Below are 22,462 nucleotides of genomic sequence, written 5' to 3' on the forward strand. Positions count from 1 at the left end.
TCAGTATAATTATCACGGTATGTTAGTCTTTTCCTTGTTGCAATGCAAATTCTTTGCAAAAATCATCGGTCAAATAATAAATATCTGTAACTTTGCTTACGATAAACGTAGTGGTATTAAATCTGTAAATCTTGTAATTAGGTAATTCAAACTTATAGTTTCTATCTCTGGTTTTCAATTTATCAACCAATAGGACTCATATTAATCCTTATAAATCACTGCAATTATGTCAATGCATGCTATAGAAAGTTTGGTGGAATATTCCGTGATAACAACAGCGACCGCCTCTCCTGTTCCACCTTTGGCACAAAGTATTTGTTATAGTCTTTACCAAATCCAGAATCAACTGGACTGCGGGTACACGGTATTACGGGTTCGTGATGAACTGGAACAACTCGGTTATCTCTCTCTTTTGCCTCCGGAGCAATTGCCTGAGCCGGAGCGTAGCGAGGCGAGGCGGCTTGCCATAGAGGGCGGTTTCTTGAAAGATGGTACTTATGTGGACGGTTGTTCCGGAAAGTGTTGTGTCACCGCAGGGACTGCGTTATGGAAAAAGCTGCTTGAGATGGGTGTTCTTCCTGTATCGGCAAAGGCGGAACTTCGGCTACTAGCCCCTTTGGAATTGGCGGAACAAATTGTTCCCTTAGCTTCTAAGGCACTTGCCGAAGGGGATAAAAGAGGAGCCGATACGCTGGGACATTGGTATGCGTTCTTTCCGCTACTTTGCGTAGTGGAAGGTTTGGACGATGACAATGCACCCGAACCGGAAAGAATCCAAGCGTTGCTCCGGCTGCTGGCAGTTCCCGAAGCGTTTGAAGTGGCAGGAGCCTATGGGAAAGAGATGGATTTCGATTTTGAAGAAGAGGAAATGTCTTTCCTTGCCGGTTGGGAGACCCCGTACAACCAGTGGAAAGAGAAACAGGAATCTCTATTTCCAGAATTTTGTAAACGCATAATGTACAAGCTTATAGAAAAGCATGATTTTGCGGAAGCCGACCGTTATGCCTCCCTTACAGGAGATGAAAATGATCCGTCACGCCTGCTCCACCGTTGCGTGGTCAGTTTCGCTTGCCACCAATGGCTGAAGGCACAAGAACCGGGCACGTTGCCACCGGAACGCCTGCTCTCTCCTTGAGGTCAAAGAGGGGCTTGAGTACCTGAGCGGACTGCCGTTAACTGAGCAGGAACTTGCTACTTGCCGTATTTATTTGTTACAGACACTTGTATTGTTGGGTGATTATCCGGCTACCATCGAAATGCAGCGATCCCTGTTTACGGAAGCTATCAACAAACTGGAACAATACCCCGAAGGAGAGACAAAACAGATACAACAAATCGCATTATCCATCAGCTACTACCAAATGCTATACACTAATCTTCCGGACGATTATCCCTCTAAGAAAGAATGGATGCGAAAAGGCTTTCCCGGATTGATGGAACTACCCGGCATCAAACGGATATGTGGTGAACTGCTTCCTGAAATGCCGCAAATGGCAGATACGCTGCAAGGATATATGGAACAATGCGATGCCTTGATACAATATCTTAAATAAAAGAAGTTATGTGCTTTACCGTCAGAAAAATCAATATCATGTTGTCGCTGCTGTTAGTGGTGGTATGTTCTTGGGGACAAGTAACGGATGCGAAGAATTTTACAATCACTCCGCAAACCGTAGTGAAAACCAATTTGCCCAAACAGGCTCCCTGCTTGTTTGAGTTGCAAGACATATTGAGAGAACGATTCGGGCAAAGCGCCATTATGGGAGGGTTACGGGCAAAAGGCAATTCGGTTATCGAGCTTTGGACAGACTCTGAGTTGGAAGGGAAAGAACATTATATACTCGATATATCGGCGAACAAACAAATTGCTCCTCAACATATTGAGAAATGTAAAAAGCTTAATCTTCTTCCGACCAGTCATCAGACCAACCGAATTCTTTATCCCGGAATAATTCAGCTAATCCCGAAATCTGCTTGAACCGAAGTAACTCATTTTTATCCATTCCAATATTACGCATGATCCACTTATCAGACATCCCAGATTTGACCAACTCCGTAACAATCTCCGTCATAAGTTCCAAGTTGTGCATCCCTCGAGCCCTGTTATGGCGAATGGTTGAAGCCATTCGGTTTGAAATATCTTTCTCAATCACCGTTACAGGCAACATTCCTTTCTCACGATCATAAATCCTTTGAGATTGCTTCATAACCAGATAACGATGATAACCATCTACTATCTCATATAAATCATCCTCTTCAAGATAATAACAGACGCAAGGCATCGTATAGCCATCCTCCCAAATGGAAAGTTCCAATAATCGCATTTCCGGTGGTGCCATGATATTAGGGTTATAGCTGTTGGCTACAATTTTTTCTATAGGGACAGCCCTAACACCATATGCCGGACTAACAAAGTTTCCCATGCTTATAAAAATTATATTTGTCCATTACTTCTTTTCTCATATCCCTCTCTCGTTTTGTCTGGGAAAAACCCATATACTTGCATGTATGATCGTTTTTCAAAATACAAACACACATACGTTTGTAAGTAGGGATTTCTTTAAACTCGGGTATATTGATATCATCGATATACTCCATCCGTACTGGTTTCTTATCCGTATGGTAAGCGGTACATTCTTCCACAATGATAGGAATATTAGCCGCCCGTAACTTAGCGATTGTCTCCTCACTGAGGCATCCCCCTTTTTCTCTCCAGAATTTACGGCTGACTCTTAACTTATTCAAATAGTTCTCACGAGTTTCTTCGGGTAAGGTATTTAGGAGAAAATACATATATTTCTCCCAAGAGAACCCGGCTGGGCACTTGATAGCCCTCCATCCCATAGCGGAGGTATTCCCATATATACCGGCAAAGCCAACACCGTTTACACGTCCAACCATCCGCCCCCACATGTCGGGATCGACAACTTTGTAAATGAACAGTGTGGATATCGCTTGGGATATGAATGGGCTCGCCACACGTTGCCGGGACAAAGGCACCCCTGCTTGATAATACAAATCATACAAATGATTATATGGCCAACCGAACTTTCCGTTCGCTATCCAGATATCCTGAGTTTTCCAATCATAAATAGGATATGCGTTATATATAGAATAATTCATTCTGCGAGTCCATTTATAATTAGCTAGTTTTCTGTAATTCTTATCACTATGTATGGCCCGCCACCTATTAAAACTCTCTTGGGTACGGATACCAACAAGGCAACATATACGCCGGCCCATTTTCCGTTGATACAACCAAAAAGGGAACATATTCTGAAAATCATAATCCCACATGTCCTCCTTGAAGAAGTCAAAGTCTTTCGCCCGGAGACATGAATGGGGCATCTCTCGAACCCAGATATCCCGGCACTCCTCGCTCCAAGGTCTCCAATATTGTTGAAACATAGATGTACATGTCTGGACTTTAAAAGGAACACAACAATGATAAATATCAAGGATATCGGAATTAGCGGCATAAACCTTTTCCACATATTCGGTCGTCTGGCTGTATTGAACCTCATAATCCATATGAAATACACCTAGTTTTCGTCCCGGAGCGTATCTACGAATATAATCTACACACAAATTCAACAGTACACCACTATCCTTTCCGCCGGAAAAAGAGACGTATACGTAATCGAAATAATCAAAAATGATCTTCAATCTTTTCTCTGTCGCCTCGTACACATCCATTCTTCGCATCATGACTCTACCTCCGGTAAATAATGCATTTTATCATAATTTTTCCACTCAACACATGTCTGGAACTTTTTTTGTGAGAACACTTTTACATGACGTTTATGCACAACAGCCATAAGTGAAGCTTGAGATGAAAAATCCTTTATGACTTCTTCAAGAAGTTCACTCAATACCGAAGGATCGTCACCACTCACGAAATAATTGTCTATAGAGTAATAGATATGTCCTTTTTTTACAGGCATAAAACCAACAACAGCCGTTTCATGAAAGGCTATATACCAAACGTGGCTACGAGATGTTTTAAAAGGGTAATTGTTATTTTGTCGCAAAATGGCTGGATTCATGACCAAAGGCGCGACAAGTTCATATAACAATTTGTCCGTTCCCTGCAATGTCATAATTTTCATGGTCTGCACTTAATAATATTACCATGCAAATTTAGGCATTATATATAGATACCGTAACCACAAAAACACAAAAATGTAATTTACCCTATTTATATTTAGTCACTCGCTCATCATCGATAACGCCTTTCCAATTCATACCAAAAGCGAAATCATACAGATGGCCCTCGCTGTCCGTATAGCATTTCATATCCCGGGGAACATCCTCGAATTGCTCCTCCACGATACGCATATCTGCCGGCATCTGCAAAGGCAACAAAGCGGAAGGCTCGGCTTTTCCACTGATGATATCCAAGACCGCTTGGTTTTGTACACCGAAGTTCACCAAAATGGCATCCGCCGAACCCTCGAACTCGGACATAATCGTGGGCTTATCCATCTCCAAAGATACGATTACAGGCTTACCTTTCATTTTAGCCTTTGTCTCCAAAACAGAAAGCATATCCTGCTTATTAGCTGTTTTCACGGACTTACCTTTATAAGAACGGTTCGTGAAATTCTCAAACGGATCTCCCCCCGCCAAACTTGGGTTACGGGCATAGGTAGCGGTATAATCATTATACTGTAAACTGATAGGCATATAACCGTTTCCTCCTTTCTCACGATCGGATTTATCATACCCCGTACCACTGATCGGGCTCGTCATAAAGACGATAGCGAAATCCGCCTCATCGGGATTATCAACGACCGTAAAATACTTACGAACCAAATCCAAATTCACCGGATCATCCCTATGAGCCTCGCTAGTCGTTCCGAAGAAACCGACTACCGCCGGATAATAACGTTTCGGAATATACACCTTCATCTCCTTACTCATAGGTAAGGCGTTTCCCTTATTTTTCAGCATCACGACAGAAGCGAGCTGGGCATCGTAAGCCTCCTTCATAAAATCAGGATTCCCTACGATCTTTTGGGATTCGGCAGGGTCTAAATAGGGATTCTCAAATAATCCTGTCCGAAAGATATTCAGTAATAAACGTACGGCAGAAGTCTCGAAACGTTCACGCATGGCGGGCTCTCCCATCTCTTCCACACCCATCTTATAAGCCTCCAATACCGGGCCTTTATCGTTATTACCACCAAACTGATCTACGCCAGCCATCAAAATACGGTAATGCCGTTCGGCAACAGAAAGCTCCTCCGCTCCCCAAGGTTTTCCGGCGAAGGTCTCTATGCCCGTCTCATCACCCGTGATTCCCCAGTCTGTACAAACCACACCGTCGTATCCATATTTCTCACGTAATTGATCCGTAATCAGATAACGGTTGTAACTATTCGCAATATCCGCACTATCCGGATTCAGTCCAACAGAAATCGTATAATAAGGCATCACCGCAGAAGCTTTGCCGGTAGCTCCATCCAATTTAAAGGCGCCTTCCACAAAAGGCTTCTTTTGTTCCTCGATATTCTTTCCGGGGTAAACAGCGTATTTACCATAACCGTGATGAGCATCACGTCCAGCCTCACCCGGTCCACCCCCCGGCCAATGTTTTACCATGGCGTTTACGCTCTCATAGCCCCAACCGTCACGAATCTCTTTCCCACCGGTTGAAGTCTGAAAACCGTCCACATACGCACGAGACATATCCGTAACCAAGTCCGGATCCTCTCCAAACGTACCGCTCACACGGCTCCAGCGGGGCTCCGTCGCCATATCCACTTGCGGGGACAAGGCAGTAGCGATACCTAACGCCCGATATTCAGCAGAGGCGATCTCACCAAAACGTCTCATCATTTCCGGACGGAAAGTAGCCGCCAAACCTAAAGAACCGGGCCATAAGGAGATCTGTCCTCCGCTACCAAAATTATACTCTGTATCCGCAGCCGTACCATGGCGAGGATCGGAACTATTATTGGCTGGGATACCGTGACCGATGCCCTCCACTAAAGCTTGCACATTATTATTCCAGCGAGCCGCCACTTCTGGACTTTGTACTCTCGTAACCAATACATGACGAACATTATCCTCGGTGAGGAATTTACGCTGCGCATCGGAAAGATCGGATGGCTGGGCTCCACTCTCATCAAAAGATTTGCCATTGTAGGTAGAAGTTCCAAACCCTTTCGAGGCACCGGGGATAGATTGATGGGCGCTATAAAGCATCAATCCGGCGATTTCCTCTGTAGATACTGTCCGGCCAAATCAACGGCACGTTCCTCGGGCGTAAGACGCCAATCCTCATACGGATCAAGCCGCCCGTTCCGATTCAGATCTTTGAAGGCATATCCGTCAACGGCAAGAAGTCTCACCCCCGAATTGGCCGAATATCCTAATACAGCTCCTTCTTGCTGGGTAACGATACGGATAGAATCTTTCTCTACCTCCGTCCACTTCGTGCCCGAACAAGCACAGGTGGAAACTAACAAGGCGCCCAACATACCATGGGTCAGCCGAACAGTAATAAAAGGTTTTCGCATACTTTCTTAGTTTTAATAGGTTAATCTCTATTCAATAATGGTTTCTCAAGAATACGATTTATCCGAAATGAGGCGGACGCTTATTCAATCTGCGCTCGATAAAGCTTTTCATAAATTCCACGGTCTCGTCGATCCCTAATACGGATACATCGATCGAGAAATTATAAGAAGAGGCCATTCCCCATGTCTTATTCGTATAATAATTATAGTAAGCCGCACGGGATTTATCAGTCTTCTCCATCATGTTCTTCGCCTCTTCCACTGTCACACCATGCCTTTCCACGGTCTTTTGGACTCGGCTCTCCACTGAACTATGGATAAAGAAGCTCAAACAAGCCGGATCATCCCGGAGGATATAATCAGCGCAACGCCCTACCAAAACACACGACTCAGTCTCCGCCAATTTACGGATAGCGTCACTCTGTATCTTAAAAAGACCGTCATTAGACAAAATATCATTATAAGGCGTAAACATCCCTCCCATAAAAGAAGAGTACCCCATCGTAAAAGCGTACGATAAACCACTGGAGGCACGTTCGTCCGCCTTCTCGAAGACATCCTCGCATAATCCACTCTCACGGGCCGCCACGGTAATCAGTTCCTTATCATAGTAACCGATACCCAACTCCTTCGCCAAACGTTGTCCGATCTCGCGGCCACCGCTTCCGAACTGGCGGCCTATCGTCAATATGATTTTATTATCCATAGATTTCAAGTTTAATTCAACCACTTACAAACGTACAAAATTATTTTTAAAGCCACGATAATAATATAATAAACACTAAAACAAAAAATAATCAAAGTTTATACTTACATTTGTTTTCGAATAAATTTAGTACACTCAATTTATCATGAATAACATTCATTCCAATACAACATTTCTTGATGAGGCTATAGACAAGAAGACCGATGTAGAAGATGAAAAGACCGACTTGATTTTGGCCAATATGATTGATTTGCGAAAAACGATGTCGGATGTATTGTCACTTCTTCTTGGAGCCAAAGAAAACTCGGTTATTGACCAAGCGCTATTCCGCATCTTACAATTTTTCGATGTGGATCGGGTATATATCGGAACATTTGACGAACAAACTCATACTGTTGACTTTACGAATGAAGTTACTTGTGATGGCATTATCTCTATGCGAGAGGATTTACTGCGTCAACTCCCGCAAGACGAGATTCCTTGGTGGTACGACAGTATCAAAAAGGGCATGGATATCGTTATTCATGATGTCTCTAAAATGCCGGAAGAGACGAAGAGTGAGCAGCATCTTCTGATTTTGCAAGAGGTTTCATCCTTATTAGTCATCCCTATTTTCAAGCAAGGCAAACCATCCGGATTTATCGGCTTTGATTCTGTAAAAAAGAAACGGAACTGGAGTGCCTTAGATATCGAGAACTTACATATGTTGGCTGATATCCTTTCCATAGCCATTGAAAGAGGGGAAGTTCAAGGACTAGTAGAGCATACGGCTATGCAAGTCATGAAAAGCGAGACGAAGTTCAAGATCATTTTCGACAAGATGCCTTGGGGCGCCGAACTTTATGATGAGAATGGAGTGTTGGTAGATATCAACCAAGCGGATCTCGATATTTTTGGTGTTACCCGTGAGCAGGCCGTGGGACTGAATATGTTCGAGAATCCTAATATCCCGAAATATGTAAACCAAAGCCTCAAAAACGGAAAAGATATATTCTTTCCACTTAATTATGATTTCAAGGTTGCTTCTCAAAACGGCTATTACGATAGTCATCATGATTCTAAAACAAAGCATCTGTTGGTAAAAGGAGTCACATTAAAAGACTCTCTTGATAATATATTCGGCTATATTTATATTGTATTCGACGATACCGAGAATCATATCAAGCGGGAACAAATCGAAAATAGCCTAGCCCGGCTAAAAGTATCGGTAGATACCGGGGATTCCATTCTTTGGGAATACGATGTAGAGAATGATAAATTGACCGTAGATTTTGGCCTCAATGAAGACATTAATAATAATGAGGGGCTAAAAGCGATTCATGATTACAACTTCAAGAATCAAGAAGACTATAAATCCTCAATCCATCCGGATGATTTTGACCGGGTATATAATAAACAGTTCAAACCTCTCCTGCAAGGGAAGATCAATAACTTCGTAGCGGCTTACAGGCGTATCCTCAATGGCAAAACATTCTGGTTCAACTCCAATGTACGCTCCTATAAATTCAACGATGACGGAACGCCTAACAGGATCGTAAGCTACACCTCCAATATAACCCAGCAACGGGAAAAGGAGATCGAGCTAATCAAGGTAAAGGAAGCTGATAAATTGAAGTCCGCGTTCTTGGCGAATATGAGTCATGAGATACGCACGCCGCTGAACGCTATCGTCGGGTTCTCAAATATAATCGCCGAGATTGATGATGAGGTAGAGCGTCAATCTTATTTAGATATCATCCATAAAAACAATGATTTGCTACTGCAACTGATCGACGATATCCTTGATTTCTCTAAAATCGAGGCGGGAACCATGGATTATCATTTCGAGGAAGTGGACATCAAGGATATATGTGGCGAAATCGCATTGGCAGACTCTATAAAGATGCCTTCAGACGTGGATCTGATCTTTGATCTCGACTCCCCATCCGTAATCGTTAAAACCGATGAGCGGAGGGTTATGCAAGTGATATCCAATTTCGTGAATAACGCTATCAAATTTACCACAAAAGGAAGTATCACGATTTATTATGAGATAGAAGGGGATTTTATCCGAGTCTGCGTGAAAGATACAGGTATCGGTATCTCCGCGGAAAACCAAAGACGTATATTCGAGCGATTCATCAAGGTAGATACTTTCCAGCAAGGTACGGGATTGGGATTAACCATCAGCCGAACCATTATCGAGGCATTAGGAGGTAAAATCGGCGTAGACTCTGAAGAAGGGGTGGGTTCCACTTTTTGGTTCACTCTGCCTTTGGACACAAAACGGACTGATATTGAGCTTTCACCGGACATCCTCGTCCAATCCGAAGAAACGCCCCGTTCAGATAGGCATCATTCCATCTTAATCGCCGAGGACGTTTATGAGAATTATTTCCTTTTGGAAACCTTGTTTGGCAAGCAATACCAACTTTATCATGCGCTAAACGGGCAAGAGGCTATCGATATGTTCGAGACATATCATCCGGACCTAATCCTAATGGACATAAAAATGCCGGTTATGGACGGATTCGAAGCAACTCGCAGAATCCGCACCTTATCCAAGACCATTCCGATCATAGCACTCACGGCATTCGCTTTCGAAAGGGAAAAGGAGATCGCCAAACAATGTGAATTCACGGATTATGTAGTGAAGCCCATTGATATAAAAGAACTAAAGAAATTAATCGCTAAGGTATTGGCATAAAAAAAGCGTGTTGCGACAATCGCAACACGCTTTTTTATTTACTTAGGCATCGGAGCGGCAGAAGGAGGAGGCGTTCCCAATCCCCATTCCTTATTCGCTTTCGGCCCCATCTCTAACTCTAACAAACCACCAGCGGCGATATCGCTATGATTGAACCAAGGCTGGTTCAAGGTTACGCCGTTCAACTTAGCGGATTGTACGTATTTATTCTCATCGGACGCATTATTCGCACGGATCTCGAACGTATTGCCGTTACCCATATCCACTTTCACGTCGGTAAACATCGGGCTACCGATATTATAGGTAGGAGAACCCGGAGTCACCGGATAGAATCCCATCTGGCTGAAAACAACGAAAGCGGACATACCACCACCGTCCTCATCACCCGGTACGCCCATCAAATCATTGCGGAACCATTGATTCAATAAGGTACGGATACGTTTCTGCGTCATCCAAGGCTTACCCGCATAATTATACAAGTACGGGATATGCAAGCTCGGCTCATTCGCCATAGAGAACATACCTACGTTACCCGTATGATCCGGAAGCGTGGAATAGAATTGCCATTTAGACATACCCAGCGGCGTATTGAACATGGAATCCAAAGCAGAGGTAAACGCCTCATTGCCTCCGATCAAAGAGATCAAGTCACCGATATTATGCTGTACGTCCCAACGATAAATATATCCGTTATTCTCATCGTAATAATCACGGGCACCCAGACCGCCATCATAACGGTAATCCAATGGATAGATAAACTTGCCATCCTTATCTTTCGGATGGAAGAAACCTGTCTCCGGATTAAATACGTTCCGGTAATTGTAAGAGCGACGCAAATAATAATCCGCCTCGTCTTTCTTTCCCAATTCTTGAGCGATCTGGGACAAGCACCATTCATCATACGAAGTTCCTAAAGTCACGGCGATCGGCTGACGTTTTTCCCAAATGGATACATTAGGCACCGTCTCTTTCTCTCCCGGTCTCAACGCGGGAATATAGCCATGTTCCTTGTAGAAATCGTCCAACCAACCGGCGGGAGCGGCAGACCACGGGATCAAGGTCTTTTCCTCGATACCTTTCTTACAAGCGATATAAGCCTTTTCCAGCTCAAACCCACGCAAGCCCTTGCGGTAAGCGTCGATCACGGTAGCGACGGCATGGTTTGAGTTCATACGGCGTGTATCTCCCGTCACCTCCGGGAAGGTAGGCATCCAGTCGGTACCCATCTGCTCCGCCATCAGGAGATAAGAGTTGATGATATCGTTCTCACGCTCATTATCGATCAAGACACGCAGGGGATGCGTAGCACGGTAGGTATCCCAAATCCAGTCGTCCGTATAGAAAGGCCGTCCGCCATCCTCATGGATCTTTCCGTCGAAAGCGCTGTAATAATGTCCGTCCTCGCTCAAACAAATCGGGCGTTCGTAGCAACGATATAAAGAGGTATAGAATACGGTCTTCTCATCCTTGGTACCGCCTTGTACTTGTATTTTACCTAAAGCGTCGTTCCAATCGTTGCGGGCGATCTTCGCTACCACATCCACGTCGTAAGCGGCGATCTCACGCTCCAGATTCTTCTTCGCCTGTTCCTCGCTGATAAAAGAGATACCGTAGCGAACGCCAAGTTTCTTCACGTCCTCCCCGAAGGAAAGGGCGATAGCGGCATTGGTACCTTCCACGGAGGTCTCGTTATAGTTGACACTGCCGTTCGACAATACCCCCGCTTTCACAGGCTTCTGGTTCGTCTCGGCATATAAAAAGACTTTCGTTTTCTTATCTATATATTGATAACCGCTTACGGAATTACCATTTACTTGTAGCTGTCCGTTACGGCTGTTAAATACCAGATAAGCCGGTCCCTCTTTCTCGAAAGTGAGCGAATATACGGCACTTTGATGGGACGGGGCGAAGTCCACGTCGATTTCCTCATTATCCAGATATACCTGATAACGGTACGGCAAGATCTTCTCCCGGTCATAGCTATAAGCGATCACGGGTCGCAAGCCGGATTCGTCACCTTGATAAGGGCATAAATTGAACGCGGAACGCTCACGATGGTTTGTCACGATAATAGGCAAACCGCCCAGACGGTCGCCCGTGAAGTCCGCACGCTCCGGATATACACGTAGCATACTGTTCGGCAAATGCACGGTCGGGAAAGTAGGCACCAATAAATGGCTGATGTTTCCCATATAAGGATTCACGTAATCCACCGGGTCCATCGCCGAAGGAGAAGTCCCTCCCCCACCGGCGCATGACACCCACAGGAAAGCGGAAGCCAAAAGGGCCATCGAAGTTTTAAGCTTTGTCTTCATTTTGTCGATTATTAATTCGTTAATTATTCTTTGCTTCTCAGCCGGGTACTTTCCCGGCAATCCGTGAGACGTTGTCTCACTAGTAACTGAGCAAGCCGCTCACTGGTAAGGGAGCTATTTACTCAGCCGTCTTCGGACGATTTTCCGGGGCAGCTCCGAACTCCTTATTCGGTGTACTTCCCATCACAAAGGTAAGATTCCCTCCCTTCACGATATCATCATACAGGATATAAGAATTGTTATAAGGTTTACCATTTAGCAACACGGATTGGATATATACATTCTCCTTGCTGTTGTTCTGGGCTACGACCTCGAAAGTCTTACCCTCCGGCAAATGAACGGAAGCCTTATCGAATAATGGGCTACCGAACACGAACACACCATTGGAAGGATTTACTTGGTAAAATCCCAAGGCAGACATGATATGCCAAGCGGACATCTGGCCACAATCCTCGTTTCCGATGATGCCCTCCGGCTGGTCGGTATAGAACACATCTTGGATGTAACGAACTTTCTCGGCTGTCTTCCATTGCTCGCCGGCGTAAGGATAAAGATAAGTGACATGATGGCTCGGCTCATTTCCATGGGCGTACATGCCGATCAAGCCACTGATATCCGGAGAGGCGTTCTCTCCTAACTCACCTTCCACCAAGAACAAAGAATCCAGTTTCGAGATAAACGGAGCGTCGCCACCCATCAACTCGATCAAGCCTTCCGGATGCTGGGGCACGAAGAATGTATAATGCCAACCATTTCCCTCACAGAAATCGCCTACGCTATGTATGGACTGGATCGGATCGTACGGCGTACGCCAGTTGCCATCATTCATTTTCGGACGGATAAAGTTGATATCCTTATCAAAATACTGCGTATAATATTTACCACGTTTCAAGTAATTCTGGTAATCCTCCGTCTTGCCCATTTTTTTCGCCATCAAGGCGATACCCCAATCATCGGCTGCGTATTCCATCGCGATAGAAGTAGCCTCACGTACCTTATCACAAGGGATATAGCCTTTTTCCAACACGTACGGCACCCCGTTTTGCTTCTCATAGACAGAGGAAGCAACCATATAACGATACGCACGGTCGGCGTCAAAGCCGGTAAAACCTTTCAGATAGGCATCCGCAATAATAGGCACAGCGCTATATCCCGGCATTTGATCCGTCTCACCACCAATCAACGGCCAGATCGGTAATTTCTCTTGCTGGTCGTAAATGCTTAACATCGAGTTCACCAAATCCGACACATATTGAGGCTTGATAATCGTGAACAACGGATGCAAGGTACGATACGTATCCCATAGAGAGAAAGTGGAATAGTTCTTCCAAGTATTGTTCGTATACACCTTATCGTCATGGCCACGGAAATCGCCATTCGCGTCGCAATACAACGTCGGAGCGATAAACGCATGGTACATGGCGGTATAGAAAACCTTCTTGGCACGCTCATCTTTCGTATCGATGGAGATACAAGATAATTGATCATTCCATTTATCGATAGCCTCGTTACGAACCTCGTCGAAATCCCAATGAGAAAGCTCCGCACGTAAGTTAGCCAAGGCATTCTCGCAACTTACGGAAGAGATAGCGACCTTTACCAAGGCGGTCGGGGCATCTCCCTTAAAGGTAATCACTCCCTTTACGGACTCGCCTGTCAACTCATCATTACCCGCGGCCTCATCATCGTTGAATACAGCCAAAGACTCGATCGGCTGATCACATTTCAACGTAAAGAATACTTTGTGACGTGGGCTCCAACCTTTGGAAAAACGGTACCCCTCGATCGTGTACTCATCAATCTTCTTCAAATAAGTGTCATACGCTTTATCACCGATACCTTCCTTCAAGTTGATCAAGAGGCGATGCTCGCTTCCCGACGGATACGTATAACGATGTAAGGCTACACGCTCGGTTGCCGTCAACTCCGCTTTTACGCCATTATCCATCAGCAAAGAGTAATATCCCGGAGCTACAGCTTCGTTGGCATGTTTATAATAGGAAGAAGCGGCTCCCTCTATATTATCTTGCTCGCCACGGGCGGTACGTACCTCGCCCGTATAAGGCATCAGAAGGATATCCCCCAGATCAGAACATCCGGTTCCGCTCAAATGCGTATGACTAAATCCGATAATGATACTATCGGAGTAATGGTAACCGGAACACCAGTCCCATCCCTTAAAAATATTCTGAGGACCTACTTGAACAGCTCCAAACGGAACGTTCGCCCCGACAAATACGTGTCCGTGCTCTCCCGATCCGATATAAGGATCTACATATGCGGTAAAGTCTGTCTTGTTTTCCGTTTTCTCCGGTGTAGCACAGGAGTATGCGAAAAATGTCAGGCATATCGCTATGCCTGACATTAATGGTTTATGAATGAAATTCATCTTAATTGCTTATTTCTTCTTTTTACTAGGTTTTACAGAAATAGGGGAAAGTTTATTGATCCCTTCCTCGTTTACGGAGAATGAGTAAGGCATATCCTCCGGATTAATACCACGATTCATATTCGGCTTGTCACCCATCTTGAAGTCGATCACGCCACCCTTAAACAAATCGTTATGATCCAGATAATTCTTAGTGTAGTTCTTGCCGTTGAACGTCATGGATTCGATATAGATATTCTTATCGCTGTTGTTCGGGGCATTGATCACCAAGTTGTTTCCATTCTCAAAATGGATCGTAGCCTTCTTGAACAGTGGAGCGCCCAACACATATTGGGTCGTACCCGGAGCTACCGGATAGAATCCTAACGCTGAGAATACATACCAAGCGGAAGTCTGGCCATTATCCTCATCACCGCAATAACCATCCGGACCCGGAGTATACATCTTATTCATTACTTGACGTAACCAATATTGAGCCTTCCAAGGTTGACCCGCATAGTTATATAAATAAATCATATGCTGGATCGGCTGGTTACCATGAGCGTAGTTACCCATATTCATCACGGTCATCTCACGGATCTCGTGGATCACACCACCGTAGTAGCTATCATCGAACAAAGGCGGTACAGCAAATACGGAGTCAAGCATCATCACAAATGAATCCTTACCGCCCATCAAGTCGATCAATCCCTGAGGATCGTGGAATACAGACCATGAATAATGCCAGCTATTACCTTCCGTGAAAGCGTCACCCCATTTCAGCGGAGAGAACGGAGCCATAAACTCGCCATTCTCATTCTTGCCACGCATCAACTTGGTTTCCTTGTCGTACAGGTTCTTATAGTTCAACGCACGACGGGCATATAATTCCAATTCCTTTTTCGGACGGCCTAGTTGTTTAGCGATCTGCCAGATACACCAGTCATTGTAAGCATATTCCAATGTACGGGCGGCGTTCTCGTTGATCTTCACGTCGTAAGGAACATATCCTAACTTATTATAATATTCATGACCCAGACGTCCTGTAGAAGAGACCTTCGGGTGAACGTTTTCCGTACCATGAATCAAACCTTTATATAAAGTCTCCAAATCGTCAACCTTCACACCCTTCATATAAGCGTCTACCAAGATAGACGCCGAGTTATTACCGACCATGCAACCACGGTGACCCGGACTTGCCCATTCCGGGAAGAAGCCGCTTTCCTTATATGTATTGATCAAGCCCTCTTGCATCTCCTTGTTTACCGACGGGAACATCAAGTTCAAGAATGGGAACAAACTACGGAACGTATCCCAGAATCCGGTATCGGTAAACATATAACCCGGTAATACCTCACCATTATACGGACTGTAGTGTACCACCTCGCCCTGAGCGTTGATCTCATAGAACTTACGAGGGAACAACAATGAACGATAGAAACAAGAATAGAACGTACGATATTGATCCAAATCTCCACCCTCAACCTCGATCTTGCTCAAATGCTCATTCCAAACATCCTTACCTTTCTGAACCAAGGTATCAAAGTTATCGTTACCTAATTCCTTCATGTTGATAGCGGCCTGATCGAAGCTAATAAAAGAGGAAGCCACCTTCGCATGAACGATTTCACCCTTCTTCGTCTTGAAACCGATTACGGCTCCTACATGGTCACTCGTTTGCTCCTTCGCACCCTCTTTCAAAGAAGCGTCGGCAAATGTAGCCTCGTATGTGAAAGGCTTATCAAACTCGATCACAAAATAATTCTTGAAATTATCGGGAACCCCACCGCTATTCTTCGTTGAATAACCGATGATCTTATTCTCCTCCGGAATCACCTTGATATAAGACCCCTTATCCAAGGCATCCACCACGATATAAGAATGCTCGTTTTCCGGGAAAGTGAAACGGAACATAGCGGCACGATCTGTCGGCGTTAATTCCGTTACCACGTCATGCTCCGCCAGATATACCTTATAGTAATAAGCCTTGGCGATCTCTCCTTTATGCGAGAACCAGCTCGCACGTTTATCTTGGTCGAATTCCGGTTTACCAACCACCGGCATGATTGCAAATTGTCCGTAATCATTGATCCACGGGCTTGGCTGATGGGTCTGTTTAAAGCCACGGATCTTGTTAGCCGTATATACATACTGCCATCCATCTCCCATCTTTCCTGTCTGAGGAGTCCAGAAATTCATACCCCACGGACGAGCGATCGCCGGATAGGTATTTCCTGTAGACAACTCAAAAGAAGATTGCGTACCCATTAGCGGGTTTACATACTCTACTGGATCAAAAGCCTCATTCACAGCCGCTACCGCAGGTTTTCCCACCCACATCAACATCGCCGCTAAAGCTAAAGCCCAAACGCTTTTTTTCTTCATGATATAGCTATTTAATTAATAATATAATTTATCCGTTTTTGTGTTTTATATTCATAGTTGGACTACAAATATCCATTTAATTAACATGAATAGAAAGTGATTCTCGTGTCATTTATTTAGAAATATCCCTTTCTTTCTTATGAATTTCTAGCATTATACGAATCTAGGTGCAAATCTAACAAAAAGAATTAGAAAAAAGAAATCCAATGAGCTAGATCATGCCCTATTCATCGCACTTTTATCATTCCCGAAAAAGATTAAATATCACATGCGAGTTCCGTACGAACTATGTCTATTCTAGAATATAATATTACATATAAATGTAATCAATCTAAACTTAATTTAAAACAAGAGCAAAATGACAAAGAATGAATCTAAGCTATTATCCATTCAGGGGATAGCTAAAGCCTCAGCGTTCTGTTTGCTGCTTTCTGCCTTCTCTGTAAACGCCGCTATGGCCGCTCCCGCTCCCGCAGGCACGGTTGATGAAGTAATGGCAGTGCAGCAAGGCAAGAAAGTAACAGGTGTGGTTGTTGACGGTACAGGTGAGCCTGTTATTGGCGCTAACGTGGTGGTGAAAGGCACTACAAATGGTACGATCACGGACTTCGACGGTAATTACTCGTTGGAAGGCGTGTCCGCAAATGACATCTTGGTGGTATCCTATATCGGTTATTTGTCCCAAGAGATCCCGGTGGGAAATCAATCTTCAATAAAAGTAACTTTAAAAGAGGACACTCAAACTTTGGACGAGGTTGTAGTTGTAGGTTATGGTACGATGCGTAAGTCAGACGTGACCGGTTCTATCGGTGTGGCTAAAGGAGACGACTTGACAAAGAATCAAAACTTTAGTGCGCTAGACAACTTGCGCGGTAAGGTATCTGGTGTAAACATCTTCTCAAACTCCAGCCAGCCGGGTGCTTATTCTAACCGTGTCGTTATCCGTGGTATGGCTACTATCAACGCTTCTTCAAACCCTCTATATGTGGTAGACGGTGTTGTTATGGAGAACTTCGACTTGGTGAACCCGAATGATATCGAGTCTATGGAGGTCTTGAAAGATGCTTCCGCTGCCGCTATCTACGGTGCTCGTGGTGCCAATGGTGTTATCATGGTAACTACGAAGCGTGGTAAGAAAGATGGTGAAGGTGTACAGGTTAGCTATCAAGGATCTGTCAGCGCAAGCCATATCGCTCGTAAGATGGATACGATGAACGCCCAAGAGTGGTGTGACGCATTCATGATTGGTCTGGAAAACGAGAATAAGTGGCAAGGTAAAAATTGGTCTTTGAACCGTGCTGATTGGTTTAATGATTCAGATTTCTTTGATGCAAACGGTAATCCTCTGTATGATACGAATTGGCAAGATGAGGCTACTCGTACTGCGGTTTCTCACAACCATCAGTTGAATATCCAACAAGCGGGTAAGAGCTCTTCAATGGGTGCTTTCTTGAACTATACGGATCAACAGGGTATTGTAAACAATACGTATAATAAGCGTATTAATGCGAAGTTGGCATACGACGCAAATCCTACGAAGTGGTTGTCTACGGCAGTCAATGTATTGGTTAACCATACATGGGGGCGTTATACGCCTGAGGATGGTGGTGGCCAAGAGGCTCGTCGTACCATGATCGAGATGGTTCCTTGGATGCCGATTCGCGATAAGAATGGTAAATATACCACTTCTACCTCTTCTTCCATTGGTGATGTATTAGGCTTTGAGGGTATGTCTAACCCAGTCATGATCTTGGATATGCAAAAACGTATGCGCTACAACACGCAGGTGTTTGGTAACGCCGCTTTGACATTCCACTTGGCTGAAGGTTTGGATTTGAAGACTCAACTAGGTCTTGACCATCATAATAAAACGTATAGAGGTTATTCTTCTATCGATTTGAACAACATCTCCATGCCGAATGGTTGGGCTGAGTACCAAAATTGGAATACACTTTATTGGCAGGAGGAGACTTACTTGACTTACAATAAGGTATTCGGTGATCATCGTATCAACGCTATGGCTGGTTTGTCTTGGCAAGAGCGTGTGCAAAAGTGGAATAAGGCACGAACAGAAGGTTTCTCGGATGATTTCTTTGAGGACAATAATATGTCCGCAGGTACAACTCCGGCATCTCCTGAGTCTTCTTACGATCGGTGGGCGATGAACTCTTATTTCTTGCGTTTCGCTTATACATATAAAGATCGTTACTCCGCAACCGTAACAGGTCGTGTCGATGGTTCCTCTAAGTTTGGTGAAAACAACAAGTATGCGTTCTTCCCATCTGCAGGTTTGGCTTGGAATATCTCTCAAGAGGATTTCATGCAAGATCAAAGCACGATCAGCAATTTGAAGTTGCACACTAGCTACGGTTTGACTGGTAACTCCGAGATTGACACTTATCGGTCATTGGCTCGTGTTTCTTCTGGTACGCTTTTGATCAACGATATTCGCGCTCCGTATTCTTACATCAGCTCTATGGCGAACCCGGATTTGAAATGGGAGAAGACTGGTCAGTTTGATGTTGGTTTCGAGATTGGATTCTGGCAGAACCGCTTGTCTTTCGATGTAGCTTACTATAACAAGAAGACAACCGACTTATTGTTGGATTGCCCGATTCCTCACACTACAGGTTTCACGACAGTGTATAAGAATATCGGTTCTGTAAGAAACCAAGGTATGGACTTAATGATCAGCGCACGCCCAGTTCAGACACAAGACTTCAATTGGAGTTCTACGATTAACTTAAACTTCAACAAGAACAAGATCCTTCAGTTGGGCGACAATAATGAGGATATCGAGATGAACAGCTGGGTAGGTGGTTCTGAAAGTATCTTGCGTGTAGGTGAGAACATGAGTTCTTTCTATGGCTACAGACGTTTGGGTGTTTATACGGAGGAAGATTTCAATAACGGCTTGTGCGAGAAGAACCAGATCGGTCGTGCGAAACGTACGGATAAGAAAGAGATCATCGGCAAAGGTATGCCGGACTGGACTGGAAGCTGGATCAACAACTTCTCTTACAAAAACTTCGATTTGACGATGGACTTGCAGTTCGTATGGGGTGTTGAGACCATGCAACAGTTCTACCACTCTACTTACGACCGTTTCGGTATCACGAATGGTTTGAGCAATATTTTATATGACGCATATAACGGATCGAACCCGAACACGATGCAACAGGCTGTTTACTTGTGTAACTCAGGCCATGCAGGTCAGGATACGACAGTAGATTCTCAATGGATCGCCAATGGTTCTTACTTGCGTTGTAACATGTTGCAATTGGGTTATACTTTTGACTCAAACGTGATTAGCAAGATCGGTTTGTCTGCTTTGCGTTTGTACGCAAGTGCGAATAACTTATTCTTGATTACTGCTAGCGATTTCACAGGTTACGATCCTGAGGGTACATCGCAGGGTGATAGTAATAAGTTCGGTCAGAACATGGTATTCTTCTCTTATCCAAGAGCGAGAACTTTCACGTTCGGTGTTAATGTAACATTTTAATTCATTTAATCAGTAGAATTTTTAGAAATGAAAAAAATATTGACAGTAGCGATTGCATGCGCTTGTTTAACCGGGTTCAGCGCATGTAATGATTTCTTGGAAGAGAAACCGAAGTCATCGTTGACAGCCCCGGATTATTACCAGACAGAGGCTCAAGCTCAGGCTAACGTGAACTATTTGTATCGTACGGGAGCTTCAAGTAAGCTCACAGGTGCGGGTAGTGCTTACGTAGGTCCGTTTGCCTCTATCACAGGACAATTGACCGGTTACTTTACAAACAGTTATGAAGGTCAGGAGCTGACTTGTAAATATTCTCGCGAGTTGACTCGTCAGCAGAATACGATGACTGTTTCCGTAACTATTGACGGTATATGGGATGATTGCTACAAGGCTATCAACGTAGCTAATGGCGCTATCAAGTATATCCCCGAGATCTCAATGGATCAGTCTTTGGCAAATCGTTTGATCGGTGAGGCAAAGTTCTTTAGAGCTTGGAACTACTTCAACTTGGTGAAGATCTTTGGTGGTGTTCCATTGACAGTAGAGCCGTACGAATCTATGGAGAACATGTATTTGGAGCGTGCTTCTGTAGAGCAAGTATATGCTCAGGTCGAATCCGACTTGAAGGATGCCGTTAATGCTTTGCCGGCTGCTACTTTCTACAACAATAGTAACCGTATCACGAAGTATGCTGCCGCTATGGTTTTGACTTCCGTTTATATGCAACAAGGTAAGTATGCCGACGCTGCTTCTGCGGTAAAGACGGTGATCGATTCTCCGCATGCTTTGGCAACCAACGATGATTTAGCATTGGGTTCTGCCTATAATAAGATCCGTACGACAGACGGTTTGGCTGAGTCTATCTATTCTTATGAGTACAACGCAACGATCAGTAACGGTGGTTGGTGGCCTACTTATGCATTCAACTCAGCGGCTACAGCTATATTTGGTACGTATTCTATCTTTGAGCGTACATACGGGCCAACGAATCAATTCTTGAACGTGTATGCGGCAAACGACTTACGTATCCAGCCAAATCAATTCTTCCATTGGAATTATACAAATCCGGATAATGGCAAGACTTGGACGGCTCCTGAGAATGCTTGTGGTTGCTGGTTCTGGTATGATGAGGACGCTTTGTTGAACACAGGACGTTCTACGAAAGACCGTGATATCTTCCGTTACGCAGAGGCTTTGCTTGACGCTGCTGAATCTATCGCTCAGTCTCAAGGTGTAACAGCTGAGGCTGCCGGCTATTTGGCACAAGTTAAGGCTCGTGCAAACATGGAAGGTAAGACGGTAGCCGCAATTACTGCCGATCTTCAGAAATTAGGTAAGCAGGCCTTTATCGAGGAATGCTGGACAGAGCGTTTGCGTGAGTTCCCGTTGGAATTCAAGATTTGGGATGACTGTTTGCGTACAGGTAAGTTCCCTGTAATCTCTTCTACAGAGAAGGGTAAGGTTACATACGTTGACTTAGTTGGCGCAAAGAACGCTTCCGGCGCGACCTTCAAGTCTTCCGACTTGTTATGGCCGATCTCTTTGAACGAGATGCAACGTAACCCGAGTTTGACTCAAAATGAGGGTTATGCCGTTCAATAATAAATTTCAATAACTGATGGCTAGAGAGGGAGGGAATGAGCGATCATCCTTCCCTCTCTTTTTGGTAGCTTGATTAGTCAGCAAGTTGCATGAAACAATGTATAATATACAGAATTTTGGTTTGGTTGTCTTATTATTCACTTTCAACTATGAAAACAAAAGAGCAAGAAATAACGTACTAGATTCCGCTAAGTTAGAAGGACGATTGGAAGGTGAAGAAAAAAAATGATTTTCTGAGCAATACTACTGACTTGCTCAAAGGATATATACTTATTTTGCCCATGCAGTATATATTACTTTGCCAAGTCACTAGTACTTCATAAGCATCTTTTACTTTGACACATGACTATGCCTAAATTTACTTCACAGAT

The 22,462-nt window shown here is 44.3% G+C and carries 12 protein-coding genes and 1 pseudogene; 5 read left to right on the forward strand and 8 right to left on the reverse strand.

Going from position 1 to position 22,462, the window contains the following annotated elements:
• Positions 1-226 precede the first annotated feature (226 nt).
• Entirely contained in the window at positions 227-1,135 is a 909-nt protein-coding gene (locus DWX84_RS19815; RefSeq protein WP_229103525.1) for a hypothetical protein, read from the forward strand.
• A 73-nt stretch (positions 1,136-1,208) separates the two neighbouring features.
• Positions 1,209-1,553 (forward strand): hypothetical protein, encoded by a 345-nt coding sequence (locus DWX84_RS22025; RefSeq protein ID WP_229103526.1) that lies wholly within the window; start codon positions 1,209-1,211, stop codon positions 1,551-1,553.
• Positions 1,554-1,898: 345 nt separating this feature from the next.
• Here the strand turns inward: DWX84_RS22025 and DWX84_RS19825 are convergent, their stop codons facing one another.
• From DWX84_RS19825 to DWX84_RS19845, 5 genes and pseudogenes are all read right to left on the reverse strand, one after another.
• Positions 1,899-2,423 carry a ParB/RepB/Spo0J family partition protein gene (locus DWX84_RS19825; protein WP_005857955.1) on the reverse strand — a complete coding sequence of 175 codons (525 nt, stop codon included), beginning with the start codon at positions 2,421-2,423 and terminating at the stop codon, positions 1,899-1,901.
• Positions 2,407-3,708: a DUF3440 domain-containing protein gene (locus tag DWX84_RS19830; protein ID WP_005866446.1), complete on the reverse strand. Its 1,302-nt coding sequence runs from the start codon at positions 3,706-3,708 to the stop codon at positions 2,407-2,409. The genes DWX84_RS19825 and DWX84_RS19830 overlap by 17 nt, the downstream gene beginning before the upstream one ends.
• Positions 3,705-4,109 (reverse strand): hypothetical protein, encoded by a 405-nt coding sequence (locus tag DWX84_RS19835; protein ID WP_005866444.1) that lies wholly within the window; start codon positions 4,107-4,109, stop codon positions 3,705-3,707. Before DWX84_RS19835 ends, DWX84_RS19830 begins: the two co-directional genes overlap by 4 nt.
• A gap of 85 nt (positions 4,110-4,194) precedes the next feature.
• A pseudogene (locus DWX84_RS19840) lies at positions 4,195-6,524 on the reverse strand (glycoside hydrolase family 3 N-terminal domain-containing protein).
• Positions 6,525-6,582: 58 nt separating this feature from the next.
• On the reverse strand, positions 6,583-7,230 hold the full coding sequence (locus DWX84_RS19845) for an AAA family ATPase (RefSeq protein WP_005866440.1): 648 nt from the start codon (positions 7,228-7,230) through the stop codon (positions 6,583-6,585).
• 145 nt (positions 7,231-7,375) lie between these two features.
• Between DWX84_RS19845 and DWX84_RS19850 the strand changes: the two genes are divergently transcribed.
• Positions 7,376-9,916 carry an ATP-binding protein gene (locus tag DWX84_RS19850; protein ID WP_121961369.1) on the forward strand — a complete coding sequence of 847 codons (2,541 nt, stop codon included), beginning with the start codon at positions 7,376-7,378 and terminating at the stop codon, positions 9,914-9,916.
• A gap of 38 nt (positions 9,917-9,954) precedes the next feature.
• Here DWX84_RS19850 and DWX84_RS19855 read toward each other — a convergent pair whose 3' ends face one another.
• From DWX84_RS19855 to DWX84_RS19865, 3 genes are all read right to left on the reverse strand, one after another.
• The gene (locus DWX84_RS19855; protein WP_009017175.1) at positions 9,955-12,231 is read right to left on the reverse strand and encodes a GH92 family glycosyl hydrolase; all 2,277 of its coding nucleotides are present in this window, start codon (positions 12,229-12,231) and stop codon (positions 9,955-9,957) included.
• A gap of 118 nt (positions 12,232-12,349) precedes the next feature.
• Complete coding sequence (locus tag DWX84_RS19860; RefSeq protein ID WP_036613973.1) at positions 12,350-14,620, reverse strand: GH92 family glycosyl hydrolase; 2,271 nt, start codon at positions 14,618-14,620, stop codon at positions 12,350-12,352.
• A gap of 9 nt (positions 14,621-14,629) precedes the next feature.
• Positions 14,630-16,984 carry a GH92 family glycosyl hydrolase gene (locus DWX84_RS19865; RefSeq protein ID WP_008779639.1) on the reverse strand — a complete coding sequence of 785 codons (2,355 nt, stop codon included), beginning with the start codon at positions 16,982-16,984 and terminating at the stop codon, positions 14,630-14,632.
• A gap of 358 nt (positions 16,985-17,342) precedes the next feature.
• On the opposite strand from DWX84_RS19865, the gene DWX84_RS19870 reads away from it, so the two are divergent.
• Together DWX84_RS19870 and DWX84_RS19875 are read left to right on the forward strand one after the other, a co-directional pair.
• A complete protein-coding gene (locus DWX84_RS19870) occupies positions 17,343-20,489 on the forward strand; it encodes a TonB-dependent receptor (protein ID WP_048927820.1) in 3,147 nt (1,048 codons plus the stop codon).
• Between the two features lie 27 nt (positions 20,490-20,516).
• Positions 20,517-22,091, forward strand: a complete 1,575-nt coding sequence (locus DWX84_RS19875) for a RagB/SusD family nutrient uptake outer membrane protein (RefSeq protein WP_005866428.1) — start codon at positions 20,517-20,519, stop codon at positions 22,089-22,091.
• Positions 22,092-22,462: the final 371 nt, after the last annotated feature.

It is taken from the genome of Parabacteroides sp. AF21-43 (assembly GCF_003635435.1).
GTDB classification, from domain to species: Bacteria; Bacteroidota; Bacteroidia; order Bacteroidales; family Tannerellaceae; genus Parabacteroides; species Parabacteroides distasonis.